Consider the following 26079-nt stretch of genomic DNA (forward strand, 5'->3'; position numbering starts at 1 on the left):
CGGTGACTGAAACAATGGTGCCCGTAATTTTCGATCTTGATGGCACTCTTGTGGACCCCGCCGGAGGTATAACGGGTGGGATCTCCTCAGCGCTAGCGTCATTGGGTTTACCGGTGCCTGATCAGCCTCAGTTGGACGCAATGGTTGGTCCCAAGCTCAGTGACGCCTTGGAGACCATAGCCCTTGTTCCTAAGGATCTTATTAATGAAGTGATTCTCCGGTACCGGGCCAAATATCGCTCCACGGGCATTGCGCAGAGCAAGGTGTATCCCGGCGTCCGTGAACTCTTGGAAGTACTTTCGGCGTCCGGACGGAAAGTTGCTGTGGCCACGCAGAAGCCGCAGACGATGGCACACCTTGTGCTGGAGCATCATGGGATTGACAAATATTTCCTTGCCATTCGGGGCTCCTCAGACGATGAGTCTGCATCCGCAAATTCGGCACCCGGCAAAGCAGAGATCGTGCGTGCTGCCCTTGCAGAGTTAGAATCCTCTGCGGCGGTGATGGTGGGAGACCGCTACCAGGACGTTGCGGGGGCCTCGGCCAACGGGCTGGATTGTATTGGGGTTCGTTGGGGCTTCGCCCCAGAAGGTGAGCTCGAGGAAGCAGGGGTATCGGCCGTGGTTTCCACCGCTGAAGAACTCCGGATGAAAATTGAAGAACTAGACGCCGTTTATCGGGCGACTCTGAGCGAGGTAAGTACTAATGGCGCTATTTGATGCAGTTCGCTGGACCACACGTGGACTGATCGCCACTACATGCCGCCCCACTGTAATTGGACTTGAAAACGTACCCACGGACGGTCCCTTTATTGTGGCCCCCAACCACCTCTCATTCTTTGACAGCGTCATCGTTCAGGCTCTTATGCCCCGTTCCGTAGCTTTTTTTGCCAAGGCGGAGTACTTCACTACTGGTGGCGTCAAGGGCAAAATCATGAAGTCTTTTTTTGAATCCGTTGGTTCCATCCCCGTGGAGCGTGGCGAGCAGGCGGCGAGCGTACAGGCGCTCAAAACGCTGTTGGACATTCTCGACGCCGGTAAAGGTATTGGCATCTACCCGGAGGGAACTCGTTCCCGGGACGGGATTCTCTACCGCGGCCGAACCGGTGTGGGCTGGCTTGCCTTGACCACAGGCGCACCGGTGATTCCGGTAGGACTTATTGGCACCGAAGGCTTGCAGCCGGCCGGCGAGAAAGGCTTTAAGCCTCATCACTTCACCATGAAGGTGGGCGAGCCCCTGTACTTTGACAAGACTGGCCCTGACCATTCGCTACCGGCGCGCCGTAAAGTCACTGACGAGATTATGGATGCCATCGCTGAGCTTTCCGGTCAGGAACGGTCTACCTCGTATAACCAGTCGAAGGTCGTCGACTAGCGGTGGCTGATCCGGCGTCGTATCGTCCCAAGACCGGCGAAATCCCCACCGGTCCGGGCGTTTACCGCTTCCGTGACCCGCAAGGCAGGGTCATCTACGTAGGCAAGGCGAAGTCGCTGCGGTCGCGGTTGAATTCATACTTCGCCAATCCGGCTGGGCTGACCCCAAAGACCTATGCCATGGTTCATGCCGCTTCGAGCGTTGAATGGACAGTGGTTGGCAGCGAGCTCGAGTCACTGCAGCTCGAGTACACCTGGATCAAAGAATTTAAGCCCCGCTTTAACGTGGTTTTCCGGGACGACAAAACTTATCCGTACTTGGCCGTGACCATGGGGGAGAAGTTTCCGCGCGTTCAAGTGATGCGCGGCGAGCGCCGGAAAGGCACCCGCTACTTTGGTCCATACACGGCCGGAGCAATCCGCGAGACCATGGACACCGTACTGCGCGTTTTTCCAGTGCGCAGTTGTAGTGCTGGCGTTCTCAGGCGTGCCGAGGCAAGCGGCCGCCCCTGCTTATTGGGTTACATCGACAAGTGCGCAGCGCCGTGTGTAGGCCGAGTCAGCGAAGCCGAACATCGTCAGCTGGCCGAAGACTTTTGTTCCTTTATGGGCGGTGAAGCCAAACAATTCATCACGCGGCTAGAGAAACAGATGAAAGCCGCAGTAGCCGAACTCGACTACGAATACGCGGCACGCATCCGCGATGACATTGCAGCATTACGCAAGGTCTTTGAACGTAACGCTGTGGTCCTCAACGATGACACCAATGCTGATGTTTTTGCTTTCCACGACGACGAACTTGAAGCCGCCGTTCAGGTCTTCAATATTCGTGGTGGCCGTATTCGTGCCCAACGCGGATGGGTGGTGGAAAAAGTTGAAGATGCCACCCCGGCCCAACTCATCGAGCACCTACTTCAGCAGGTTTACGGCGAGGAAGGCGGCAATCAAGACCGTATCCCTCGCGAAGTGTTGGTTCCCTTGGAACCGAGCAACATGGAAGAACTCACTGGCTGGCTCTCCGGCCTGCGAGGGTCCCGCGTTGAGATTCGTGTCCCGCAGCGTGGAGACAAGGCAGCTTTGATGGGGACGGTCAAGGAAAACGCCGAACAATCGCTGCGGCTACACAAGAGCCGGCGTGCGGGGGATATCACCACCCGCTCCTTGGCCCTGCAAGAGCTCCAAGAGGCTTTAGATTTGCCCGTAGCTCTTTTGCGGATCGAGTGCTACGACATTTCCCACGTCCAGGGCACCAACGTAGTTGCATCGATGGTGGTGGTTGAGGACGGCATCCCCAAGAAGTCCGACTACCGGAAGTTCTCCATCACCGGCGCCGCCGCAGTAGATGACACGGCAGCTATGCATGATGTTCTCACCCGCCGTTTTAAGCACTACCTTGCAGACAAAACTGCGCTTCCGGCTGAATCCCCTGTCTCTGGCGAGATCGACGACGATGCACCGGCCCCGGCTAGATCCAAGTTCGCGTACCCGCCTAACCTTGTGGTGGTGGACGGTGGACAGCCCCAGGTGAATGCGGCGGCCAGAGCCCTCGCGGAACTGGGTATTGACGATGTCTACGTAGTTGGTCTGGCTAAACGTCTAGAGGAAGTCTGGCTGCCAGATTCAGACTTCCCGGTCATTTTGCCCCGCGCTTCACAGGGCCTGTACTTGCTGCAACGCATCCGTGATGAGGCCCACCGCTTTGCTATTACGTTCCATCGTCAAAAGCGTGGCAAGGCCATGACAGCTTCAGTTTTGGATTCAATTCCTGGCCTAGGGGAGACCAAGCGCAAAGCACTTTTGAAGCACTTCGGTTCGGTCAAAATGATTCGTAAGGCCTCTTTTGATGATTTACTCAGTGTTCCCGGAATTGGGCCCTCGCTCGCGAAGGTCATTGACCAGCATTTGCATGCGGAGACCGCAGAGGAACAAGCGCCTGCGGTAAATATGACAACCGGCGAAATCATTGATTCTTAGCTAGGGTAGAGACAATCGGGGATGCGTGTTTGTCCGAGGTCCAGGTTTCATCAAAGCTTTGTTGTACTGTCCCGTTCGGGGACTAAATGAGTCAAGAGGACGGAACTGACGTAATGGCAGAGTCGACTGCAAGTACCGGGGGACAAAAAGACGGGCTGACGCCCGTTAAGCCCGCCGAAGCCGAGCTCCTGGTGATTACCGGTATGTCCGGAGCTGGCCGCAGCACTACCTCCGACGCGCTTGAAGATCATGGCTGGTACGTGGTGGATAACTTGCCGCCACAAATGCTGGGAACTCTCGCCGAGATCGTCTCCCACGCTCCCACCTCTATTCCGCGCTTGGCCGCCGTGGTGGACGTTCGGTCCAAGGGTCTTGACGTCACCATCCGAGATGCCCTGGGAACACTCGCAGCTAGTGGCATTCACTACCGGGTGCTGTTTTTGGATGCGTCAGACGATGTTTTGGTCCGGCGCTTTGAACAGGGGCGCCGGCCACACCCGCTCCAAGGTGGTGGCCGCATTCTCGATGGCATCGCTGCTGAACGTGAACAGCTGCAGGAAATCAAAGCCAACGCAGATTTGGTTTTGGACACCAGCGATCTTAACGTCCACGGCCTAGCTACAGCCGTTACGGAGCTTTTTGCCGAAACTGGCCCCGTAGCTTTACGCCTCAACGTGATGAGTTTCGGTTTTAAATACGGCTTACCAGTAGACGCAAACTATGTTGCGGACGTTCGTTTTATCCCTAACCCCCACTGGGTCCCGCAGCTGCGCCCGCACACCGGTTTGGACCAAGACGTCAGCGACTTTGTCCTTCAAGCGGCTGGAGCATCTGACTTCATTGAGCGCTACGTTCATGCGCTTGAGCCGGTACTAGACGGGTACCGGCGCGAAAACAAGCATTACGCCACCATTGCCGTTGGCTGCACAGGTGGCAAACACCGTTCGGTGGCCGTCGCCGTCGAACTTTCTAAGCGCCTTGCGCAACTTCCGCGCGTCACTGTGACGACGGGGCACCGCGATTTGGGACGCGAATAGTGAGTATGTTTACCGGACCGTTGCCCCTGATCCCGGCGGCAGGCACACTACGGGGCGGTTCACAGGACAAGGGACCAGCGGTGGTGGCATTGGGTGGCGGTCACGGCTTGTCCGCCTCGCTGTCCGCTTTACGTTTGCTGACCTCCCAGCTGACGGCTATCGTCACGGTAGCGGACGACGGCGGGTCCTCCGGCAAGCTGCGAGAGGAACTCGACGTATTGCCTCCCGGCGACCTGCGGATGGCATTGGCCGCATTATGCGACGACACCGACTGGGGCCGGACTTGGCGCGACGTGATGCAACACCGATTCGCAACCAAAAACGGCGTCCCTAGTTCTCTGGACAACCACGCTATGGGCAACTTGCTCATTGTTACCCTCTGGGAACTGCTCGGTGACACAGTTGCTGGCCTCAAATGGGCTGGCGCCCTCCTGGGTGCCCGAGGACAAGTACTGCCGATGGCCAGTGTGCCGCTGACGATCGAGGGCGACATCCTCAGGGCATCCGAGGACGGTACCGAAACCCTCACCACGATCGTTGGTCAGGCCAAGTGCGCTGTTGCTGGCCGCTTGGAAAATGTGCGGCTCGTTCCAGAAGCAGCACCAGCCTGTAACGAGGCGCTCAGCGCTATTGAGCTAGCTGACTGGGTAGTTCTCGGGCCGGGGTCCTGGTACACCTCAGTGTTGCCTCACCTTTTGCTCCCAGAAATGCGCCAAGCTCTTGCTGACACCCCGGCTCGCCGTTGCTTAACCATGAATTTGGCCGTGGACACCAAAGAAACCTCAGGCATGAATGCGACTGATCACTTGCGGGTTATTCAGCGCTATGCACCCGAGCTGAGTTTTGACGTGATTCTGGCCGATCCCAATGCCGTGAGCGACCGCGGAGACTTTGAGGCAGTGGCAGCAATGCTCGGGGCAGAGGTGGTCTTCGGTAAAGTAGGTGGCTCGCACGGGCGGCCTGTGCACGATCCATTGCGATTGGCCGCCGCCTATCACGACATCTTTGGGAACAGTTAGGAATATGCCATGGCATTAACAGCATCCGTCAAGGAAGAACTGTCCCGCCTCGACGTCAAGAAGTCTTCGGTACGTAAGGCTGAAGTTTCGGCAATGCTCCGCTTTGCCGGGGGACTGCATATCATCTCCGGCCGGATTGTTATTGAGGCTGAAGTGGATCTAGCGTCCACCGCCCGGCGTCTACGGGCGGCAATCGCCGAAGTGTACGGTCACCAAAGCGAGATCATTGTGGTTTCCGGCGGTGCCCTGCGCAGAGGCAACCGTTACGTGGTCCGGGTAGTGCGCGACGGCGAAGCTCTTGCCCGCCAGACGGGATTGCTGGATTCGCGAGGCCGCCCCGTCCGTGGCCTGCCATCCGTGGTGGTTAATGGTTCCGCAGCAGACGCTGAAGCAGTGTGGCGGGGTGCGTTTTTGGCGCACGGATCGCTCACAGAACCTGGCCGTTCTTCAGCCCTTGAAGTAACGTGCCCCGGCCCGGAAGCGGCGCTGGCTCTTGTAGGAGCCGCCCGCCGGCTAGACATTGCGGCCAAGGCTCGCGAGGTTCGCGGTGTGGACCGGGTAGTGATCAGGGACGGCGACACCATTGCTGCACTCCTGGTGCGAATGGGCGCACACGATGCACTGATGGTCTGGGAAGAGCGCCGTATGCGCAAGGAAGTTCGCGCAACGGCAAACCGGCTGGCTAATTTTGACGACGCAAACCTTCGGCGCTCGGCTCAGGCAGCGGTGGCGGCAGGTGCCCGCGTGGAACGTGCTCTAGAAATCCTGGGAGACGACGTGCCTGATCACCTGAAATATGCAGGTGCCTTACGGGTGGCTCACAAGCAAGCGAGCTTAGATGAACTAGGCAGACTTGCTGACCCGCCCATGACCAAGGACGCTATCGCAGGCCGGATCCGGCGCCTTTTGGCGATGGCAGACAAGCGCGCCGCTGATATGGGAATCCCGAGCACCGAAGCAAGTGTGACGGCAGACATGCTAGATGAATAACTTTGTGCCTAGGATCAAAGGGTAAGGAAATAACCAAGGCCTACTACTGGTTATGAGAATTAGTTGGTGAAATCGCGTTGAGAATGCGATGGCGATGGCACCACAAAGGTTTCCGCTGGTGAGAGCTGGTGGATGAACAATCCGAGAGTTATCAATAGGACCCGATGGTCCCAGACATTGGAGGATTACGTGACTGAATACGTACTGCCAGAACTCACCTACGATTATGCAGCTTTGGAGCCGAACATCTCGGCTCGCATTATGGAACTGCACCACAGCAAGCACCACCAGGCGTATGTAACTGGCGCAAACAATGCACTGGCACAGTTGGCTGAGGCTCGCGAGAAGAACGACTTCGCGAACATCAACCGCCTTTCCAAGGACCTTGCTTTCCACACCGGTGGTCACATCAACCACTCCGTTTTCTGGAACAACATCTCCCCGGATGGTGGCGACAAGCCTGAGGGTGAGCTCGCAGCTGCCATCGACGATGCTTTCGGCTCCTTCGATGCTTTCCGCACACAGTTCACCGCAGCAGCCCTTGGCCTGCAGGGTTCCGGCTGGGCATTCTTGGCTTACGAGCCAATCGGCGGCAACCTGGTCATCGAGCAGCTCTACGATCAGCAGGGCAATGTTGCCGTTGGCACCACCCCGCTGCTGATGTTGGACATGTGGGAGCACGCCTTCTACTTGGACTACGTCAACGTCAAGGCTGACTACGTCAAGGCATTCTGGAACATCGCCAACTGGGCCGATGTGGCAAAGCGCTTCGACGCTGCACGCAACAACGCAACGGGCCTCATCGTCCTGTAGCACCAAGGGCACCGGTGATTTGGACGAAACGGCAACGTAACATTCGTCACACTAAGAGTCATTGAAGCCCAATTTTTGAAACGCCTGCCCCGGCACTTGCCGGGGCAGGCGTTCTTGAACGTAAGATGGATCACGGAAGACAGCAGGCCTTCAGAATGTGGCTGGCTGAATTCCAGAACGGTAATAATCTCTGCCCAATGGCGTGCGGGATCTGTAAGTCGGACGCCATATTCCGACTCATCTAGGCGTGCTGTATAGCACCGAGGAGATTCAAAAGTGACGACCCGTATTGGTATTAACGGCTTCGGCCGCATCGGCCGCAACTACTTCCGCGCGGCACTGGCGCAGGGCGCTGACATCGAAATCGTGGCGGTGAATGACCTTACCGATCCCGAGACTTTGGCTCACTTGCTCAAGTACGACTCCGTAACCGGTCGCTTGGCTGCCACCGTTGAGGTTAAGGATGGTGCACTTGTTGTAGACGGCAAGACCATCAAGGTCTTGGCAGAGCGCGATCCCGCAAACTTGCCTTGGGGCGAGCTGGGTGTAGACATCGTGGTTGAGTCCACTGGCTTCTTCACCAAGGCTGCTGACGCTCAGAAGCACATCAACGCTGGCGCAAAGAAGGTCCTGATCTCGGCTCCGGCCAGCGATGAGGACATCACCATCGTGATGGGTGTCAATGACGGCTTGTACGACAACGCTGCTCACAACATCATTTCCAACGCTTCTTGCACCACCAACTGCCTGGGCCCGTTGGCCAAGGCACTCAATGACGCATTTGGCATCGAACGTGGTCTGATGACCACAATCCACGCCTACACCGCCGATCAGAACCTCCAGGATGGCCCGCATAAGGACCTGCGCCGTGCACGCGCCGCAGCCATCAACATGGTTCCCACCTCCACTGGTGCGGCCAAGGCTATTGGTCTGGTTCTTCCGGAGCTCAAGGGCAAGCTTGATGGTTTCGCCATTCGCGTTCCCGTCCCCACCGGTTCTGCAACTGACCTGACGGCAACCCTTTCTCGCGAAGTCACGGTCGAGGAAGTAAACGCAGCTCTGAAGGCAGCTTCGGAGACCGCTGAGCTCAAGGGCATCCTGACCTACACCGAGGACCCGATTGTTTCCTCGGACATCGTTACGGACCCGGCTTCCTCGATCTTCGACGCTGGCCTCACCAAGGTCATCGGCAACCAGGTTAAGGTTGTTTCCTGGTACGACAACGAGTGGGGCTACTCCAACCGCCTCGTTGACCTCACGGAGCTCGTAGCATCCAAGCTGGGCTAGGGTAGATTCATGACATTTCACACCCTCAACGAACTCATCGCTGAAGGTGTCCGCGGGCGGTACATTCTGGTCAGAAGTGACCTGAATGTGCCGCTCGACGGCTCTACAGTGACTGACGATGGCCGCATCAAGGCCTCCCTGCCGGTACTGCAGAAGCTCACGGACGCCGGCGCACGTGTTTTGATTACGGCTCACTTGGGCCGCCCCAAGGGCGCCCCTGAGGAGAAGTACTCGCTCAAGCCTGCAGCGGATCGACTGGCCGAGCTGGCAAGCTTCCCAGTTTCTCTAGCTGCTGACACGGTAGGGGAGTCGGCTAAGTCCGGCGCCGCTGCTTTAGCTGACGGTGAAGCGCTAGTTCTCGAGAATGTCCGATTTGATGCACGTGAAACCAGCAAGGACGACGCCGATCGCCTCGCCTTCGCAGGCGAGCTCCGTGCGCTGACCGGTGATAACGGCGCCTTTGTTGATGACGCATTCGGCGCTGTGCACCGCAAGCACGCTAGCGTCTACGACGTCGCAACACTTTTGCCCTCTTACCAGGGTGACTTGGTCAAGACCGAGGTAGATGTTCTGAAGCGTTTGACCCAAGACTCTGAGCGGCCCTACGTCGTTGTTCTGGGCGGTTCAAAGGTGTCAGACAAACTTGCTGTAATCGACAACCTCTTGGGCAAGGCGGACACCTTGCTTATCGGTGGCGGCATGCTCTTTACGTTCTTGGCAGCATCCGGTCACAAGGTTGCTTCTAGCCTGCTCGAAGAAGACCAGATCCCAGTGGTCCAGGAATACCTCAAGCGAGCCGAAGCTGCTGGAAGCCGGTTTGTGGTTCCCACTGACGTGATTGTGGCTTCCGGCTTCGCTGCCGACGCTGACCACGAGACCGTTGCCGCTGACGCCATTGAGTCCAGCTCCTTCGGGGCAAAGGGCATTGGCTTGGACATCGGTCCCCAGTCTGCCGCCGAGTTCGCTCGCCAGATTGGTGAAGCCAAAACGGTGTTCTGGAACGGACCCATGGGTGTGTTCGAGTTTGAAGCATTTGCTGGCGGTACCAAAGCCGTTGCTCAGGCACTGACTGAACTTAGCGCCAAGGGCGGTTTCACCGTTGTTGGTGGTGGCGATTCAGCTGCTGCAGTTCGAACCCTTGGGTTTGAAGACGGCCAGTTCGGACACATCTCTACCGGTGGTGGAGCAAGTCTTGAGTACCTTGAAGGCAAGGAATTGCCAGGGCTGACGGTACTGGACCGCTAGCGGTGGTGTTGGACCGATAAAGCCGGCCCGGTCCACACAGGTTCTAGGCATTGCGCCGGGAAGCACCAGTGCTTTCCGGCGCAGCGCTTGAACCACGTGGCCCAAGCGGCCACTCATATATTTTCCCAGGCTGCTTTGTACAGCTTGATTCGCACAGTTCAATTCCCAGTAATGGAGATGCAGTGACCAAGTCCACCAACGGTAACTTTGACCGTACGCCCCTGATCGCAGGCAACTGGAAGATGAACATGGACCACGTCCAGGGCATCACCTTGTTGCAGAAGTTGGCTTGGACCCTGTCCGACGCCAAGCACGATTACTCCCGTGCAGAAGTTGCTGTGTTCCCGCCGTTCACTGACCTGCGCGGAGTACAGACCCTGGTTCAGGGCGATGAGCTCAAGGTTGTTTACGGTGGCCAAGACCTCTCCCCGGAGGACTCAGGAGCCTACACCGGTGACATCTCCGGTCAGTTCTTGTCAAAGCTCGGTTGCTCCTACGTCCTGGTAGGACACAGTGAGCGACGCACCATTCACGCCGAGGACGATGCCACGTGCAACGCCAAGGTCAAGGCAGCCTTCCGCCATGAAGTAACTCCTGTCCTGTGCGTTGGTGAAGGTTTGGAAATTCGCCAAGCAGGGACTCACGTGGAACACACCTTGGCACAATTGCGTGGTGGCGTTGACGGGCTGACCCCGGAGCAAGCGAGTGAACTCGTTGTGGCTTATGAGCCCGTATGGGCTATCGGCACTGGCGAGGTTGCAGGCCCGGAGGACGCTCAGGAAATGTGCATAGCCCTCCGTGCAGAGTTGGCTACCTTGTTCGGTGAAGACGTTGCCGCCAAGACTCGTCTGCTCTACGGTGGTTCGGTAAAGGCCAATAATGTTGCCGCAATTCTCAGCGGTGAGGATGTTGACGGTGTGTTGGTCGGCGGAGCGAGCCTCGATGCTGCTGAGTTTGCTAACATTGTCAGGTTCGAGAGCCACGTTCAGACCAACTAGGTCTCACGCACGGTTTCCGTTCCCAACTCCTGCTGAAAGGCCGTCGTGGACGTTCTTCAAATCATTCTTCAGATCTTGCTCGGCATCACAAGCTTGCTCTTGACCTTGCTCATCCTGCTTCACAAAGGCCGCGGTGGTGGCTTGTCGGACATGTTCGGTGGCGGTATGTCCTCTGGTCTGAGCTCTTCCGGCGTTGCTGAGAAAAACCTGAACCGCTTTACAGTGGTTTTGGGTGTTACGTGGGGCGTAGTCATCGTAGGGCTCGGTCTGCTGATGCGCTTCAACGGCAACGGTGCCTAAATTTAGACAAAACTAAAAGGGCGGTTGCCGGATAACATCCGGCAACCGCCCTTTTATTTTCACAACATTCTAGTGGTGCGATGGTTCCTTTTTTACAAGAGCAGCAGGCACCTTAGCTGCAGCAGCTTCGTCAATAAGCCACAGAGTCTGAGCATGGCCCCGGGGACCAGCGGCTGGTACTTGGAATGGATTGGCGCCAGCAAGAGCTAAACCAACAGCTCCAGCCTTGTCTTCACCGGCTACAACCATCCACACGTTCTGTGCGTTGTTGATCGCCGGCAAGGTCAACGAAATACGGCCAGCAGGGGGCTTGGGAGAATTCTCCACCCCAACAACAGTCCGCTCGCGTTCGCGAATACCCGCCATCTCAGGGAACAACGAAGCAACGTGGGCGTCAGGCCCCACACCAAGTAACAGCACGTCAAAACGGGGGAGCGTGCCGGGCTCGTCCGGACGGTCATCGGAGTAGTCACGCGCATGCTCGGCAGCAGCGGCCTCGGCCAAACGCCTTGAGTAGTCGGCTGCAGCTTCATCTGCTGTGTCAAAGTCGTCACTTGAGCCAGGTTCAAATACACGAGCCTCATCAACACCGATGTGAGACAGCAAAGCCTCACGAGCTTGGCGAGCGTTACGGTCAGCTGAGTCAGCTGCCACAAAACGCTCGTCGCCCCACCAGAAATTGACCTTTGACCAGTCCACAGCCGGCCTTGCCGACGATTCAGCCACGGCACGCAAGGTGCCGATTCCCACGGTGCCACCAGTGAGGACAACAGTAGCTTCACCGTATTTGTCCTGGACATCAACCAGTTTAGTGATCAGACGTGCAGCGATTGCTGCCATCAGCACTGTGGAATTTGGATGAATACTTACTCTTGGCTCAACGCTCACTCGGTTTGACACTCCTCTGGTTAGTCCGTGGCAATCCCAAAGTGATCACCTCACCGAACACTTCATCCGGGTCCAGGCGTCGCAGTTCTTCTGCCAAACAGTCACGCAGGCTTCGGCGCGGCAGCGAAATACGCTGAACGGCTTGGCCCGGCTGGCTCAGTTCTGCAACGTTGAGACCCGGTCGGAACAACTGTACGTCACCGGCAGGTCGACTCAAACGTACACGCCGAATTCCTGTACCAGCAGGATCAGCCACAATCGTGACCGGTGCATTCAGCGCAAGCGTCAACCATGCAGCCAACAACAATGTGCTGGGCGAATCGCTTGCACCCTCAACGGTAATCGCAGTGATGGGCGATTCTTCAACTTGATCCAGAACCGCTGCAAGCTGAATGCGCCAGTTGGTTAGACGAGTCCAGGCAAGGTCTGTGTCACCTGCACGGTAGGTCTCAGAAATGTTGCTCAAAGCTGCTAACGGCTCGGGCTCATTGGCCGAGTCGGTTATGCGGCGATGGGCAATACGCCCAATGGACGTTGCACCTGCGTTCTTCGGAGCTCCGTGCGGCCACCAGGCCACAATCGGTGCGTCGGGCAGTAACAGGGCCGCAACCAAAGACTCGCTTTCGCGGGACAGACGTCCGTAGCCGCGCAACACAATCACCTCAGAGGCACCAGCGTCACCGCCAACCCGGATCTGAGCATCAAGACGGTCCTCGGCTTCAGCACCAGCGTCAGCCATCACAATGATGCGGCAAGGGTGTTCCCGGCTCGCGTCGTTAGCGGCTTCAATGGCTTCTTCTTCAAGCCCAGACTTTGTAATGACCACAAGAGTCATTACTCGACCCAAAGCGATCACACCGCCTTGCTCGCGCAAGGACATGATCTTCTTTGAGATTTTTGATGTGGTGGTATTTGGTAGATCTACAATCATGGCCTTCTCCAGCTCCGTCCATCGCGAGCCAACAATTCATCAGCAGAGGCAGGTCCCCAGCTGCCGGGTGCGTAAGGCTCAGGCTGAATACCCAAGCTGGCCCAGTAGTCCTCAAACGGGTCCAAAATCTTCCAGGACAATTCCACTTCTTGGTGACGCGGGAACAGCGGCGGCTCACCCAAAAGAACGTCCAGAATCAGACGTTCGTAAGCTTCCGGGCTGGATTCGGTAAAGGAGTGCCCGTAGCCGAAGTCCATGGTGACATCGCGGACTTCCATCTGAGTACCCGGCACCTTGGAACCGAAACGAATCGTGGCACCTTCGTCAGGCTGCACACGAATCACTACGGCATTCTGACCGAAATCGTCTTCACCGTGGTCACGGAACAGCAGGTTAGGCGCACGCTTAAAGACAACGGCGATTTCTGTCACGCGGCGGCCCAAACGCTTGCCAGCACGCAAGTAGAAGGGCACACCGTTCCAACGGCGAGTGTTGATATCCAAACGGATAGCAGCGAAGGTCTCAGTTGTGGAGTCAGCAGGGATACCCTCTTCTTGAAGGTAACCAAGCACTTCTTCCCCGCCCTGCAAGCCACCGGCGAACTGGCCGCGTGCGGAGTGCTGAGACAAGTCCTCAGGCAACTTAACAGCTGCGAGTACCTTTTCCTTTTCTGCGCGAAGGTCTTCGGCGTTAAAGGAGATGGGTTCTTCCATGGCTGTCAGGGCCAAAAGCTGTAGCAAGTGGTTCTGAATGACGTCACGGGCAGCACCCACGCCGTCGTAATATCCGGCCCGGCCACCGGTGCCAATGTCTTCGGCCATGGTGATTTGGACGTGATCAACGTAGTTTGCGTTCCACAACGGCTCAAAAAGCTGGTTGGCAAAACGCAAGGCGAGGATGTTCTGAACGGTTTCCTTGCCCAAGTAGTGGTCAATCCGGAACACCGAGTCCGGCGGGAACACTGACTCAACAATGTCGTTCAAAGCCCGGGCAGATTCAAGATCGTGGCCAAAAGGCTTCTCGATCACAACGCGGCGCCATTTGCCGTCTTCTGCAGCGGCCAGACCATGTGCAGACAACTGCTTGCACACGAGTTCAAAAGCCTTGGGCGGGATGGAGAGATAGAACGCATGGTTACCGCGAGTACCGCGCTGTTCGTCGAGTTCTGCGATGGTGTCCTTGAGGCGTTCAAAAGCCTCGTCGTCATCGAATTCACCCTGGACAAAACGAATACCTTCAGACAACTGTGCCCACACCGTTTCGTCAAAGGGTGTGCGCGAGTGCGCCATCACCGATTCTTTAACTTCGGCGGCAAAATCCTCGTTCTCCCACTGCCTGCGCGCAAAACCAACCAACGCAAAGCTGGGCGGCAACAAACCACGATTGGCAAGATCATAAACAGCCGGCATTAGCTTCTTACGAGCTAGGTCACCGGTAACGCCGAAAAGGACGAGGGACGATGGTCCGGCAATGCGGTTGAGACGACGGTCCCGCGGATCGCGCAATGGATTGCGTGCCGCTGAACCCCCGAACCACTTGCCGTTCTCCGAGAGTGGCATAACGTGTTGGGAGCCTTACTAATTAGGGGAGGGGCCGCCCCACCGGGACGGCCCCTCGAAATTACTTAGATGAATCCAGTGCTGCAACGATGTCCAGCAATTGCTGTACACCGGCGGCACGGTCACGCAAGTGCAAACGCAGCACGGGGCGGCCGTGGTCGGCCAGAACCTGTGCATCGCCAGCAGCCTGTGCGGAGATCAGCTCTCCAAAGGTGAACGGACGCTCCGGAATAGCCAGGTCCTCAGTTGACTCTGCTGTGATTTGAACAAAGACACCGATCGCGGGACCACCCTTGTGGAACTGACCTGTGGAGTGCAAGAAACGCGGGCCCCAGCCAAACGTCACAGGACGTCCGGTGGTGGCTGCGAGCGTATTGCGCACCTCGGACAGCTGAGGGTAGGCAATTCGGTCAAGGTAGGCCTGGACGCTCAAGTAACCATTGGCATCGAGCTGGCCCAAGGTAGCTTCAAGTGCCTGGGCAACCGTGCTGGACTCACCCAACCAGTCACCTCCGCGAACCTCAATGGCCCCATCCACAAAGTTAGCGGCAACTGGCTCAGGCTGTGCATCAAGCAAACCGCGGGCAGCAGCCTTCGCCGCTTCGACATCCGGCTGGTCAAAGGGGTTGATCCCCAAAAGCCGGCCAGCAACAGCAGTAGCGAATTCCCACACCATCATCTGGGTAGGAAGGCCGCCAGCGATGGCGACTTCGTTACCGGTGAGCGTGAGCTCAGAGTCGGAAGCCACCAAGTGAGCTACCAGAACGTCCCCTGCACCAGATGTCAGTTCGGGTGAGGATGCGTCGGCAACAACAGGCAACAGACCTGTGCCGCTCTTACCGGTTGATTCTGCAATCAACTGTTCTGCCCAATCGGCAAAGCCCACAATTCCAGAACCGTTGTCAACGATCACGATCTTGTCGCGCAGTGGGCTTGTGCCACCCAGAGCCGCACCCAATGCCAAACCAACGTTGTCAGCAGAGTCTTGCCGCAAAGCCTGCGCGGCTTCCTCTGCCTCGTCAAGGAACGCTTGAATATCAACGCCGGCAAGGCCCGAGGGAACCAGACCAAAAGCGGTCAGGGCCGAGTATCGGCCACCCACGTTGGGATCGGCGTTGAATACCTTCCGGTACCCAGCCGCCCGCGAAGTCTCATCGAGTGGAGACCCGGGATCGGTGACCACAACAACGCGAGACTTCGCGTCAATGCCAGCCTTGGTGAATTCCTGCTCAAAAATCCTGCGCTGAGAATCGGTTTCTAGCGTTGAACCAGACTTCGATGAGACCACGATTGCGGTGCTCTCAAGCCGGTCGCGGATAGCCGCCTGGACCTGTTCCGGGTCAGTGCTATCAAGAACAGTCAGCTCGACGCCGGCCGTTGCCGTCATTACCTCGGGCGCCAAAGACGAACCACCCATTCCGCACAACACGAAATGGTTGACGCCCTCGGCAGCGAACTCGCTGCGCAATGCCAAAATCTCGGGAACCAGCGCGGCCGAAATGGTAGGCGCTTCAACCCACCCCAGTCGCTTGGCGGATTCTGATTCTGCATCTTGACCCCACAGGGTGGCGTCCTTAGCAAAAATCTTGCTTGCGATCTTTTCCTGAACCAAGGTTGGTACGTGTTGGTTCTGCGCGTCGAGAGCGGCGCCGGCGGCGTCGTAGCTGATTGTGCTCATGATGCTTAAGCGTCCTTCCGTGCGTCTGCTAGGACCGAATCAACGTCGGCCAGCAGTTCCTTCCAGCTGGCCACAAACTTGTCCAAGCCCTCGGTCTCTAGCAAAGCCACAACCTCGTTGTAAGAAATGCCCAACTCTTCAAGAGCATTCAACGTAGCGTTGGCGTCGTCGTAGCCGCGAGTGATCGTGTCGCCAGTGACGGCTGCGTGATCAAAAGTAGCGTCCAAGGTCTTTTCCGGCATGGTGTTTACAACACCTGCTGCAACAAGTTCCGTGACGTACAAGGTGTCCGGGTAAGCCGGATCCTTCACACCGGTGGATGCCCACAGCGGACGCTGTTCGCGTGCGCCAGCGTTGGCCAAAACGCTCCAACGCTCGGTTGCGAAGAGCTCCTGGTAAACCTGGTAAGCCAAGCGAGCATTAGCAACGCCGGCCTTGCCCTTGAGAGCAAGTGCTGCAGGGGTGCCCAGTGCATCGAGACGCTTGTCGATCTCGGTGTCAACGCGAGAAACAAAGAACGAAGCGACCGAGTGAATTTTGCTCAGGTCCTTACCGTTTTCCTTTGCCTGCTCCAAACCAAGCTGGAAAGCGTTGATAACTGCACGGTAGCGCTCGAGCGAGAAGATCAACGTCACGTTCACGCTGATGCCCTCCGCCAAAGTAGCCGTGATGGCTTCGAGGCCTTCGAGGGTTGCCGGAATCTTGATCAGGACGTTTTCCTGACCAACCTTCTCGAACAATTCCTTGGCTTCCTTGATGGTGCCAGCGGTGTCCCACGCCTTGCGCGGATCAACTTCGATGGACACGCGGCCGTCAACACCGTCGGTAGCCGAGTAGATCGGGGCGAAGAGCTCACAAGCCTCGGCGACATCCGCCGTCGTAATTTCGAAAATCGCCTTCTCGACGTCGGCGCCAGCCTTGGCAAGCTCAGTGATCTGAGTTGCGTAGTCTTCGCCCTTGCTGATGGCAGCCTGGAAAATACTCGGGTTGGTGGTCACACCAACGACGTTCTTTTCCTCGATGAGTTTCTTCAAGCTGCCGGAGGTCAGGCGCTGGCGGGAAAGGTCGTCGAGCCAAATTGAAACCCCGGCGTCAGAAAGCTGCTGGGTTGGAGTGCTAGTCATTTTTCTCCTCTTTATCTGCTGTAAATCTCGTGGCGAATTACGCGTTGGCTGCGGCGATGGAGTCTTTAGCGGCGGCAGCAACGGCTTCAGCCGTGATACCAAACTCTTGGAAGAGTCGCTTGTAGTCCGCCGAAGCACCGAAGTGCTCCAGAGAAATGGAACGTCCAGCGTCGCCTACAAATTCCTTCCAGCCCAATGCCAGTCCGGCCTCTACCGAGACGCGGGCACGCACTGCTGCGGGCAATACCGACTCGCGGTAAGCCTCGTCCTGCTTCTGGAACCACTCAACACACGGAACTGAAACAACACGGGCTGCAATACCTTCAGAAGCCAATGCTTCGCGAGCCTGTACGGCAAGCTGCACTTCAGAACCGGTACCCAAAAGGATGACGTCAGGGGTGACGTTCGCGCCGTCGCGAGTTGCCTCGGCAAGAACGTAAGCTCCCTTTGCGGTTCCGGCTGCGGACCCGAAGGTCTCGCCGTCGGCAACACCTTCACCACGTGCATACGTGGGGATGTTCTGACGCGTCAAGACGATGCCAGCAGGGTTGGAGTGGTTCTCCAGCATGGTCTTCCACGCTACCGAAACCTCGTTGGCATCACCCGGACGGACGACGTCGAGACCTGGGATTGCGCGCAGCGACGCCAACTGTTCTACCGGCTGGTGTGTGGGTCCGTCTTCACCCAAACCGATGGAGTCGTGGGTCCATACGTACAGGGATCCGATCCCCATCAACGCGCCGAGGCGGATAGCCGGGCGCTGGTAGTCAGAGAAGATCAAGAAGGTGCCAGAGAACGCGCGAGTGTCACCGTGCAAGCTGATGCCGTTGACGATGGAAGCTGCTGCGTGCTCGCGAATACCAAAGTGCAGCACACGGCCGTACGGGTTACCGGACCATGCATCCGTCTGACGGGACACCGGAATGAAGGAGGCTGATCCTTCAATAGTGGTGTTGTTGGACTCTGCAAGGTCAGCGGAACCGCCCCAAAGCTCGGGGAGTACCGGGCCGATGGCGTTAAGGACCTTTCCTGAAGCGGCACGAGTGGAAACTTCCTTGCCAGCTTCGAAGACCGGCAAAGCGGCATCGAGTTCGGCCGGGAGCTCGTGGGCCTTGGTGCGCTCAAGCAGTGCGGCGCCTTCAGGGTTGGAGCTCTTCCATGCTTCGAAGGACTTGTCCCATTCGGCGTGTTGTTCCGCACCGCGAGCGATTGCCTGGCGGGTGTGGTCCAGGACTGCCGGGTCAACGTCGAAGGACTTCTCCGGGTCAAAGCCAAGCACCGTCTTCAGCCCGGCTACTTCGTCAGCACCAAGTGCCGAACCGTGAATCTTGCCGGTGTTCTGCTTCTTCGGTGCAGGCCAGCCGATGATGGTGCGCAGGGAAATGATGGACGGCTTGGTGGTCTCAGCCTTTGCTGCGGCGAGAGCTGCGTGCAATTCCTGTACGTCTTCGACGTACTCTCCGGTGCGGGTCCAGTCCACGCGCTGAGTGTGCCAGCCGTAGGCTTCGTAGCGCTTGAGTACGTCTTCGGTGAAGGCAATGTCAGTGTCGTCTTCGATCGAGATGTGGTTCTCGTCGTAGATCACTACGAGGTTGCCCAATTGCTGGTGACCAGCGAGCGAGGAGGCTTCAGAGGTGACGCCTTCCTGAAGGTCTCCGTCAGAGGCGATAACCCAGATGGTGTGATCAAAGGGGCTGGTTCCTTCAGCTGCGTCTGCGTCGTAGAGGCCGCGCATACGGCGCTGCGAGTATGCGAACCCAACCGAGGAAGCCAAGCCTTGGCCCAAGGGACCGGTGGTGATCTCTACACCTGCAGTGTGCTTGTATTCGGGGTGTCCGGGGGTCAATGAGCCCCAAGTACGCAGTGCTTCAAGGTCCTTGAGCTCCAAACCGTATCCGGAGAGGAAAAGCTGAATGTAGAGCGTCAGTGACGTGTGACCGGGGGAGAGGATAAAGCGGTCACGGCCCAACCAATCCGGGTTCTTAGGATCGTGGCGCATGAACTTCTGGAACAGCAGGTAAGCGGCCGGGGCCAAGCTCATTGCGGTACCTGGGTGGCCGTTGCCAACCTTTTCAACCGCGTCCGCGGCCAGAACGCGAACGGTGTCAACCGCGCGCTGGTCCAGATCTGTCCAGTTCAATTCCTGCTCTTGCATGTGTGGCACGTAAACCGAGCCCCTCTCTGTGCTGACGGACTGCCACATTCTCGCTACACCGAGGTATGAACTCGGCACTGCGTCCCGCTTTGGGCGCGTGACAGCCGTTCACCATTGAATCGTTGATCGTTGACCAGGGCGGGCACCAGAACCTTCAACTCGCGAGTCGAATAGGATGCCGCCTGCTGTTCTGCAATTCAGCTTACCCCTACACATTAGAAGCGCACATCGTGTATTCCAGCAGTTGGACGAAAATTCGCCAGTATGAAGTAAAAAGTGCTGGTGAAACGTTCACTATCGGCGATATTCCAAAGATCTCACCACTTTCAAACAGGGACTGTGAGGTTTTGAAATCTTTCCCCCAAGAGTGCGCGCGGTATGATATTTAAGGCTGCGGTCTGCGCCGCCAACCTCTTGACGTAGAACTGAGTGAGAACCACAGTGAGTGCCACTAAGACGCCTGCCGGCGTCGCCCCTGTCTCTGCTGGAATGTCTGTGGGACGAAAGGTCCGCGCGTATTTTGCGCTCACCAAGCCCCGGGTTATTGAGTTACTGCTGGTTAGTACCTTGCCGACCATGATTTATGCACAGCGAGGCTTCCCCTCGATTGGGCTCATTTTGGCAACCCTTGTTGGTGGGGCATTTGCTGCTGGCAGCGCCGGAGCATTCAATTGCTACATTGACCGCGACATTGACAAGTTGATGCACCGCACAGAAAACCGGCCGTTGGTCACCGGCGAAGTCACGCCTCGCGAGGCCCTCATTTTCTCTTGGGCGCTGGGCATAGCAGCTATCGCCATCCTCTGGTTCGGGGCCAACCCGCTCGCCGCGCTTCTGGGCGTAGCAGCTATCTTCTTCTACGTAGTCATCTACACGCTGATTCTTAAGCGCCGCACAGCCCAAAACATTGTGTGGGGCGGCGCCGCGGGTTGTTTCCCAGTTTTGATCGCTTGGGCTGCCGTCACCAACACCGTGGAATGGCCCGCCTTCGTACTGTTTATGGTGATTTTTCTCTGGACCCCGCCGCACTACTGGCCGCTGTCCATGCGTTACGGCGAGGACTACCGCAACGCTCAGGTTCCGATGCTGGGCGCCATTGCCGGGGCAAAGGTTGTGTCCGTTCAGGTGGTTCTCTACGCGTGGGCCATGGTGGCTTGCTCGCTCTTGATGATCCCGGTAGGTGGGGCGGGCTGGGTTTACACAATCGTGGCGCTTGGTGCCGGCGCCTGGTTCCTGTACGAGTCGCATGCGCTCTACGCCCGTGCACAGCGTGAAGATATCGAGAACAAGAAGGCTATGAAGGTCTTCCACGGTTCTATTAGCTACTTGACCTTGCTGTTTATTGCACTCGCTGTGGATCCCTTTATTGGTTCAGCAATAGTCTCTCACTAGCCAAACTGTTCCGGCAGACCAGCAAGTCAAGAGCAACCTGACGTTCCAGTACACGCGCCGTACTAAGAACAACAAAAAGACTTTGGGTCCCCAGCCACTGGCTGGGGACCCAAAGTCTTTTTCGCATCGGGAGATTTTAGCTCTTGGGGCTATGGCGGGCTATGTCGGCGGTATTGGTCGCTGCAGCCATCAGCAGCGCTGCGCACACCATGTGTATACCCACCAATAACGCCGGAATCCCATTGAAGTACTGCGTGAATCCGATAACGGCTTGAAGAACGGTGACCACAAGAAGCAGCAACACCGAGGTGCGGAACTCTCCGCGAATCCCACGGCGGAGCACCACGTAAAAGGCAAACAGTGTTCCGGCGGTGATCACGTATGCAGGAACTGCGTGGAAGTGGCTCACCAGGTCCCAGTCCAGGCCGTTGCGTGGCGCATTCGCGTCACCAGCGTGCGGGCCGGCACCCGTAACAACAACACCGAGGATCACCGCAAGCGCCGAGAATCCCGCCACTACTCGCATCAACGGTGCCATGACTGCTGGGACGGCCGTGAGTCTGCGATTCATTGCCTGTCCGGTTCTACCGTAAGTGCGGTTGACCAGCAGCGTTGCGAATACTACTAAGGCCATGGAGACCAAAAAGTGCAGCCCGACGATCCACGGGTTTAGACCAGTGAGGACAGTGATACCGCCAATGATCGCTTGGGCAGGGATGCTCGCCAGCAGTCCAACGGCCAGCAAAAACAGGTCTTTGCGTTCTTTGCGAAGATTCCATAAATAAACAAGCATGAGCCCGGCAATAAGTGCCAACACAAAGGTGAGTGTCCGGTTGCCGAATTCGATAACACCGTGAATACCGCTTTCTGGGGTGTTTACAAGCGAACCGTCGGTGCATCGTGGCCAGGTGGGGCAACCAAGACCGGATGACGTCAGACGCACAGCACCACCAGTGCCAATGAGTACGGTTTGCCCAATCAAGGACAACACCGAAAGCCGGCGCACCGTGGTGTTCACTTCACGAGGCAGTCTTGAGGAAATCTTCTGACCGAGGGTGGGCTGGGGAGAAATGATGGTCACCTGTACTTCTAGTTTTTCGTACCGCTGATGAACTGAGCTGGGAAATTCCGAAGGTCACATAATGTCTAGTTCCATTTGAACCATTTGGCTGCCGCGATTCCAGCGCCGACTGTCCAGAGGAGCAGTACGACGACGGCGCCGACGTTGAGGGAACCGTGCAAAAGTGCGTCACGCAAGGCGTCGCCCAAAGCGCCGGAGGGTAAAAATGGCACCATTGCGCCGAGCAGGCCAGGCAGATGGCTGCCGGGAACAATCATTCCGCCCATGGCTCCCAGCAGGATCCAGAGGAGGTTGGTGATGGCCAGTGTTGCTTCGGGCCGCACTGTACCGGCGACCAACAGCCCTAGGGCTGTGAATGCAGCAGCGCCGAGCACTAGAACGGGGATGCCGATCAGCAAGCCCCAACCGTTGGGGTGCCAGCCCATCAGTGCACCACAAAGGCCAATGATGATGACTTGCAGGGCAAGCACCGCGAGGACTGCAAGGATCTTTCCGCACATTAAGCCAAGGCGGCCTAATGGTGTGGTGGAGAGAAACCGCAATACGCCGTAACGCCGGTCAAAACCGGTGGCGATTCCTTGCCCGGTGAAGGCCGTGGATAGCGCACACAGAGCCAAGATGCCAGGAACGGCAACATCCACACGAGCTACACCCACGTTGTCCAGGAGGGGGGTAAATACCAAGGCGAAGAGTGCCAAGAGCGGCATCACAACGGCAAGCACCAATTGCTCACCATTGCGGAGCATGGTTGAGGTTTCGTACAGTCCTTGGCGCAAAATCCTGACGGGCAGAGGTGCCGGAGTCTGGATACTAGTGCCTAAAGGTGCCGAAGTAAGGCTCATGATTTCTTCCCGGAGATATCGAGGAACACGTCTTCAAGATCACGTGCGTCTAAGCGAATGGAAGTAGGCATAACCCCTGCTGCGGCCCACGCTTCTGCAAGGCGCAGCAAATCCGCGGGAGTTAATTCGCCTCGAACTAGGTAGTGTCCTGGGCGGGTTTCTTGCAGCCCAATGTCTGGGCGCGTAACTGTGCTGAAGTCCATGGCCGGCGGCGCTGCAAACTCCAAGCTCCGGTGGGATGTGCTGGAGCCTGGGCCTGTTTCTTGACGAGCGAGCAGTTCGGAAACAGTGCCTTCGGCAACGATCCGGCCAGCATCCACAATGTACACGTAGTCAGCCAGACGTTGTGCGTCATCCATTAAGTGGGTGGTCAGGACAATGCCCATGCCGGAATCCCGCAGCTCGCGGATCAGTTCAAAAACTAGTTGGCGTGATTGTGGGTCTAGCCCTGCGCTCGGCTCATCAAGGAACAGCAGTTCAGGACGGCCAACAAGCGCAGCTGCTAGGGCCAAGCGCTGTTTCTGCCCGCCAGAAAGCCTGCGAACGCTGCTTCGGGCGAAGTCGTTGATACCAAGGCGTTCTACAAGATCTTCAACCGGCCACGGGTTGGTGTACATCGAGGCGATGTGACGCAAGAGTGGAATGGGGTGCGCAGCTGGCGGGAGACCACCATCCTGAAGCATCACACCAATCCGGGCGCGCAACTCGGCACCGGCAGTGTCTGGGTCTTGTCCCAACACAGTGATGGTGCCACCGGTACGTTTTTGCAGGCCTTGCGCGCATTCAAGGGTGGTTGTTTTGCCCGCGCCATTGGCGCCAAGTAGAGCCGTTACTTCACCTGCGCGAGCTTGCATAGACAAGCCAGCGACCACGCGCATCATTTTGGAATCGAGGGCGGGAACCGGGCCAACGTCCTTAATGAGCGAGTCGATAATAAGCACGGGAGGGGCCTCAGAATCCACAGAAACATTCTACGCGATGTAGTAGTGGTGCCCCTTACCGCTTACACAGCCAAGCCTTACTGGAGTTCGGGACTAAATTAGGACATGCTTGTGTTGTGTATTCTGTGAAGAAGTCCGCATCTGCGCTTGCCGTAGATCCTGAATTGAGTGCCCCTGCGGGCGCCGGCTTAGCAGCCAGCGCTCCATATGGCGCCGAGTCAGCTGACTCTGAGGACCGCACCAGCTCCGAGGAGCGGACCAGAGACCGGGTCAGAATCGCTGTTCTTGAACATGGTCCAGTGACCGCGGCCGAACTTGGCCGTCGCTTGGGTTTCACACCCGCAGCTGTTCGCCGCCACTTAGACCACTTGTCTAGGGCTGGCGTTATTGAAGTGAAGACTTCCGGCCGTTCCCGTGTTGGCACACGAGCCGGGCGCCCCGCACGGCACTATGTTTTGAGCCAGCAAGGCCAGTCAGGCCTTGGTGATGACTACTTGGACATTGCCCGCACTGCGCTCAAGCGCCTTGCCGAGCTCTCTGGTCCAGCTGCTGTTGAAGCCTTCGCAGAAGAGCGCTTCGCCGCAATGGAAGAGCGGTACCGTCCCATCGTGGAGGCTGCTGGAAGCGAAGTCGGAGACCGCGCCAAGGCACTCGCTGTAGCACTTAACGGCGACGGTTTTGTAGCCTCCACCACCAGCATCGGCGCTAACGGTTCATTGCCGGCCGCTTTGGCGGCGGAGCAACTATGCCAGGGACACTGCCCAGTGCAGCAACTGGCCGCTGAGTTCCCCATTTTTTGCGACAAAGAAACGGAAGTGTTCGCAAGACTCGTGGGTGTAGATGTTCGTCGGCTTTCAACATTGGCCGGTGGCGGACACGTCTGCACCACCCACATACCCACCGGAAGGCCTGTAGGAGCGCAACAAGCTGTGCTGCTTCAGTCCCCGGCGATTAATCAGGTAAGTAATCATCAGCAAGAAAGGCCGTGATGACGGACCAACTAGCAGAGAAAGCAGTGGCGGAAGGTACGGTGATTTCGGAGATTCTCGAGAAGAATCCCGAACTAAACGGTATTGGAACCTACGAGTACGGCTGGGCCGATAAGAACGACGCCGGTGCTAACGCGCGGCGTGGACTTAGCGACGAAGTCGTCAAGGACATCTCGTCCAAAAAGAGCGAGCCTCAGTGGATGCTCGATCTGCGACTCAAGGGTTTGAAGTACTTCGACCGTAAGCCCATGCCCACTTGGGGTGCGGACCTTTCCGGCATCGACTTCGACAACATCAAGTACTTTGTGCGCTCCACCGAGAAGCAGGCAGCCACATGGGAAGACTTGCCTGAGGACATCCGGAACACCTACGAGAAGCTGGGTATCCCGGAAGCTGAGCGTAGCCGTTTGGTTTCTGGTGTTGCAGCACAGTACGAGTCTGAAGTGGTTTACCACCAGATTCGCGAAGATCTGGAACAGCAGGGTGTTATCTTCTTGGACACCGATACCGCGTTGAAGGAACACCCGGAGATCTTCCAGGAGTACTTCGGCACTGTCATTCCGGTAGGCGATAACAAGTTTGCTTCGCTCAACACCGCGGTGTGGTCCGGCGGATCCTTTGTCTACGTACCTAAGGGCGTACACGTAGACATCCCTCTGCAGGCGTACTTCCGTATCAACACGGAAAACATGGGACAGTTCGAACGCACGCTCATCATTGCTGATGAGGACTCTTACGTTCACTACATTGAAGGTTGCACGGCTCCGATTTACACCTCGGACTCGTTGCACTCTGCAGTGGTGGAAATCATTGTGAAGAAGGGCGCACGCGTCCGCTACACAACCATCCAGAACTGGTCTAACAACGTGTACAACCTGGTAACCAAGCGTGCTATCTGTGAAGAAGGCGCCACCATGGAATGGATCGATGGAAACATCGGTTCCAAGGTCACCATGAAGTACCCGGCTGTTTACTTGGTAGGCGAGCACGCCAAGGGTGAAACCCTGTCCATCGCATTCGCCGGTGAAGGCCAACACCAGGACACGGGCTCCAAGATGGTCCACATTGCACCGAATACCAAGAGCTCGATCGTTTCCAAGTCGGTAGCCCGCGGTGGCGGCCGAGCTGCTTACCGCGGTTTGGTTCAGGTTCGCGAAGGTGCCAAGCACTCAGCAAACACCGTCCGCTGTGACGCACTCTTGGTGGACACCATCTCTCGCTCTGACACCTACCCCTACATCGACATTCGCGAAGACGATGTAGTTATGGGCCACGAGGCGACAGTTTCTCGCGTCAGTGAAGAGCAGTTGTTCTACCTGATGTCCCGCGGTATGCCCGAGGACGAGGCCATGGCCATGATCGTACGTGGATTCATTGAGCCAATCGCTCGTGAGCTGCCTATGGAGTATGCCCTTGAGCTCAACCGCCTCATTGAACTTCAGATGGAAGGATCCGTCGGTTAG

Annotated in this window: 23 protein-coding genes; 14 read left to right on the forward strand and 9 right to left on the reverse strand. The window is 57.3% G+C overall.

Annotated elements, in window-relative coordinates; all coding sequences use genetic code 11:
* Positions 1–2: 2 nt before the first annotated feature.
* The 11 genes from ACQQCD_RS03745 (at position 3) to secG (ending at position 11036) form a co-directional block, all read left to right on the forward strand.
* On the forward strand, positions 3–719 hold the full coding sequence (locus ACQQCD_RS03745) for an HAD hydrolase-like protein (protein WP_430267066.1): 717 nt from the start codon (positions 3–5) through the stop codon (positions 717–719).
* Positions 706–1374, forward strand: coding sequence for a lysophospholipid acyltransferase family protein (locus ACQQCD_RS03750; RefSeq protein ID WP_430267067.1), 669 nt, complete (start codon positions 706–708; stop codon positions 1372–1374). The genes ACQQCD_RS03745 and ACQQCD_RS03750 overlap by 14 nt, the downstream gene beginning before the upstream one ends.
* A 2-nt stretch (positions 1375–1376) precedes the next feature.
* On the forward strand, positions 1377–3347 hold the full coding sequence (uvrC, locus tag ACQQCD_RS03755; RefSeq protein WP_430267068.1) for an excinuclease ABC subunit UvrC: 1971 nt from the start codon (positions 1377–1379) through the stop codon (positions 3345–3347).
* A gap of 113 nt (positions 3348–3460) precedes the next feature.
* A complete protein-coding gene (gene rapZ / locus ACQQCD_RS03760) occupies positions 3461–4384 on the forward strand; it encodes an RNase adapter RapZ (protein WP_430267282.1) in 924 nt (307 codons plus the stop codon).
* The gene (locus ACQQCD_RS03765) at positions 4384–5403 is read left to right on the forward strand and encodes a gluconeogenesis factor YvcK family protein (RefSeq protein WP_430267069.1); all 1020 of its coding nucleotides are present in this window, start codon (positions 4384–4386) and stop codon (positions 5401–5403) included. The genes rapZ and ACQQCD_RS03765 overlap by 1 nt, the downstream gene beginning before the upstream one ends.
* Positions 5404–5412: 9 nt before the next feature.
* Positions 5413–6393, forward strand: coding sequence for a DNA-binding protein WhiA (whiA, locus tag ACQQCD_RS03770; RefSeq protein WP_430267070.1), 981 nt, complete (start codon positions 5413–5415; stop codon positions 6391–6393).
* A gap of 189 nt (positions 6394–6582) precedes the next feature.
* Positions 6583–7206, forward strand: a complete 624-nt coding sequence (locus ACQQCD_RS03775; protein WP_430267071.1) for a superoxide dismutase — start codon at positions 6583–6585, stop codon at positions 7204–7206.
* A gap of 276 nt (positions 7207–7482) precedes the next feature.
* A complete protein-coding gene (gene gap, locus ACQQCD_RS03780; protein ID WP_430267072.1) occupies positions 7483–8493 on the forward strand; it encodes a type I glyceraldehyde-3-phosphate dehydrogenase in 1011 nt (336 codons plus the stop codon).
* Between the two features lie 9 nt (positions 8494–8502).
* Positions 8503–9738: a phosphoglycerate kinase gene (locus ACQQCD_RS03785; protein WP_430267073.1), complete on the forward strand. Its 1236-nt coding sequence runs from the start codon at positions 8503–8505 to the stop codon at positions 9736–9738.
* Between the two features lie 182 nt (positions 9739–9920).
* Positions 9921–10736, forward strand: coding sequence for a triose-phosphate isomerase (gene tpiA, locus ACQQCD_RS03790; RefSeq protein WP_430267074.1), 816 nt, complete (start codon positions 9921–9923; stop codon positions 10734–10736).
* Positions 10737–10781: 45 nt separating this feature from the next.
* Positions 10782–11036 (forward strand): preprotein translocase subunit SecG, encoded by a 255-nt coding sequence (gene secG, locus ACQQCD_RS03795; RefSeq protein WP_430267075.1) that lies wholly within the window; start codon positions 10782–10784, stop codon positions 11034–11036.
* Positions 11037–11105: 69 nt separating this feature from the next.
* Here secG and pgl read toward each other — a convergent pair whose 3' ends face one another.
* From pgl to tkt, 6 genes are all read right to left on the reverse strand, one after another.
* Positions 11106–11924, reverse strand: a complete 819-nt coding sequence (gene pgl, locus ACQQCD_RS03800; protein WP_430267076.1) for a 6-phosphogluconolactonase — start codon at positions 11922–11924, stop codon at positions 11106–11108.
* Complete coding sequence (locus ACQQCD_RS03805; RefSeq protein ID WP_430267077.1) at positions 11914–12855, reverse strand: glucose-6-phosphate dehydrogenase assembly protein OpcA; 942 nt, start codon at positions 12853–12855, stop codon at positions 11914–11916. Before ACQQCD_RS03805 ends, pgl begins: the two co-directional genes overlap by 11 nt.
* Positions 12852–14414 carry a glucose-6-phosphate dehydrogenase gene (zwf, locus tag ACQQCD_RS03810; RefSeq protein ID WP_430267078.1) on the reverse strand — a complete coding sequence of 521 codons (1563 nt, stop codon included), beginning with the start codon at positions 14412–14414 and terminating at the stop codon, positions 12852–12854. The genes ACQQCD_RS03805 and zwf overlap by 4 nt, the downstream gene beginning before the upstream one ends.
* A 61-nt stretch (positions 14415–14475) precedes the next feature.
* Positions 14476–16092, reverse strand: coding sequence for a glucose-6-phosphate isomerase (locus tag ACQQCD_RS03815; RefSeq protein ID WP_430267079.1), 1617 nt, complete (start codon positions 16090–16092; stop codon positions 14476–14478).
* Between the two features lie 5 nt (positions 16093–16097).
* Positions 16098–17216 carry a transaldolase gene (tal, locus tag ACQQCD_RS03820; protein ID WP_430267080.1) on the reverse strand — a complete coding sequence of 373 codons (1119 nt, stop codon included), beginning with the start codon at positions 17214–17216 and terminating at the stop codon, positions 16098–16100.
* 37 nt (positions 17217–17253) lie between these two features.
* Positions 17254–19371 (reverse strand): transketolase, encoded by a 2118-nt coding sequence (tkt, locus tag ACQQCD_RS03825; protein ID WP_430267081.1) that lies wholly within the window; start codon positions 19369–19371, stop codon positions 17254–17256.
* A gap of 489 nt (positions 19372–19860) precedes the next feature.
* On the opposite strand from tkt, the gene ACQQCD_RS03830 reads away from it, so the two are divergent.
* Positions 19861–20763, forward strand: coding sequence for a heme o synthase (locus tag ACQQCD_RS03830; RefSeq protein WP_430267283.1), 903 nt, complete (start codon positions 19861–19863; stop codon positions 20761–20763).
* A 136-nt stretch (positions 20764–20899) separates the two neighbouring features.
* On the opposite strand, the gene ACQQCD_RS03835 is transcribed toward ACQQCD_RS03830, so the two are convergent.
* From ACQQCD_RS03835 to ACQQCD_RS03845, 3 genes are all read right to left on the reverse strand, one after another.
* The gene (locus ACQQCD_RS03835; protein ID WP_430267082.1) at positions 20900–21844 is read right to left on the reverse strand and encodes a COX15/CtaA family protein; all 945 of its coding nucleotides are present in this window, start codon (positions 21842–21844) and stop codon (positions 20900–20902) included.
* A gap of 65 nt (positions 21845–21909) precedes the next feature.
* A complete protein-coding gene (locus ACQQCD_RS03840; protein WP_430267083.1) occupies positions 21910–22686 on the reverse strand; it encodes an ABC transporter permease in 777 nt (258 codons plus the stop codon).
* Complete coding sequence (locus ACQQCD_RS03845) at positions 22683–23648, reverse strand: ABC transporter ATP-binding protein (protein WP_430267084.1); 966 nt, start codon at positions 23646–23648, stop codon at positions 22683–22685. Before ACQQCD_RS03845 ends, ACQQCD_RS03840 begins: the two co-directional genes overlap by 4 nt.
* Positions 23649–23743: 95 nt before the next feature.
* Between ACQQCD_RS03845 and ACQQCD_RS03850 the strand changes: the two genes are divergently transcribed.
* Both ACQQCD_RS03850 and sufB read left to right on the forward strand, forming a co-directional pair.
* Positions 23744–24616, forward strand: coding sequence for a helix-turn-helix transcriptional regulator (locus ACQQCD_RS03850; RefSeq protein ID WP_430267085.1), 873 nt, complete (start codon positions 23744–23746; stop codon positions 24614–24616).
* A complete protein-coding gene (gene sufB / locus ACQQCD_RS03855) occupies positions 24616–26079 on the forward strand; it encodes a Fe-S cluster assembly protein SufB (RefSeq protein ID WP_430267086.1) in 1464 nt (487 codons plus the stop codon). The genes ACQQCD_RS03850 and sufB overlap by 1 nt, the downstream gene beginning before the upstream one ends.

This window comes from Pseudarthrobacter sp. J1763, from assembly GCF_050490295.1.
GTDB lineage: Bacteria > Actinomycetota > Actinomycetes > Actinomycetales > Micrococcaceae > JBNPEO01.

Excerpts from the sequence above, each read along its gene's own strand:
- ACQQCD_RS03750 (WP_430267067.1), top strand. The coding sequence starts at position 706 with ATGGCGCTATTTGATGCAGTTCGCTGGACCACACGTGGACTGATCGCC.
- rapZ (WP_430267282.1), top strand. The coding sequence starts at position 3,461 with ATGGCAGAGTCGACTGCAAGTACCGGGGGACAAAAAGACGGGCTGACG.
- whiA (WP_430267070.1), top strand. The coding sequence starts at position 5,413 with ATGGCATTAACAGCATCCGTCAAGGAAGAACTGTCCCGCCTCGACGTC.
- ACQQCD_RS03785 (WP_430267073.1), top strand. The coding sequence starts at position 8,503 with ATGACATTTCACACCCTCAACGAACTCATCGCTGAAGGTGTCCGCGGG.
- ACQQCD_RS03805 (WP_430267077.1), bottom strand. The coding sequence starts at position 12,855 with ATGATTGTAGATCTACCAAATACCACCACATCAAAAATCTCAAAGAAG.
- zwf (WP_430267078.1), bottom strand. The coding sequence starts at position 14,414 with ATGCCACTCTCGGAGAACGGCAAGTGGTTCGGGGGTTCAGCGGCACGC.
- ACQQCD_RS03815 (WP_430267079.1), bottom strand. The coding sequence starts at position 16,092 with ATGAGCACAATCAGCTACGACGCCGCCGGCGCCGCTCTCGACGCGCAG.
- tal (WP_430267080.1), bottom strand. The coding sequence starts at position 17,216 with ATGACTAGCACTCCAACCCAGCAGCTTTCTGACGCCGGGGTTTCAATT.
- tkt (WP_430267081.1), bottom strand. The coding sequence starts at position 19,371 with ATGCAAGAGCAGGAATTGAACTGGACAGATCTGGACCAGCGCGCGGTT.
- ACQQCD_RS03830 (WP_430267283.1), top strand. The coding sequence starts at position 19,861 with ATGTCTGTGGGACGAAAGGTCCGCGCGTATTTTGCGCTCACCAAGCCC.
- ACQQCD_RS03840 (WP_430267083.1), bottom strand. The coding sequence starts at position 22,686 with ATGAGCCTTACTTCGGCACCTTTAGGCACTAGTATCCAGACTCCGGCA.
- sufB (WP_430267086.1), top strand. The coding sequence starts at position 24,616 with ATGACGGACCAACTAGCAGAGAAAGCAGTGGCGGAAGGTACGGTGATT.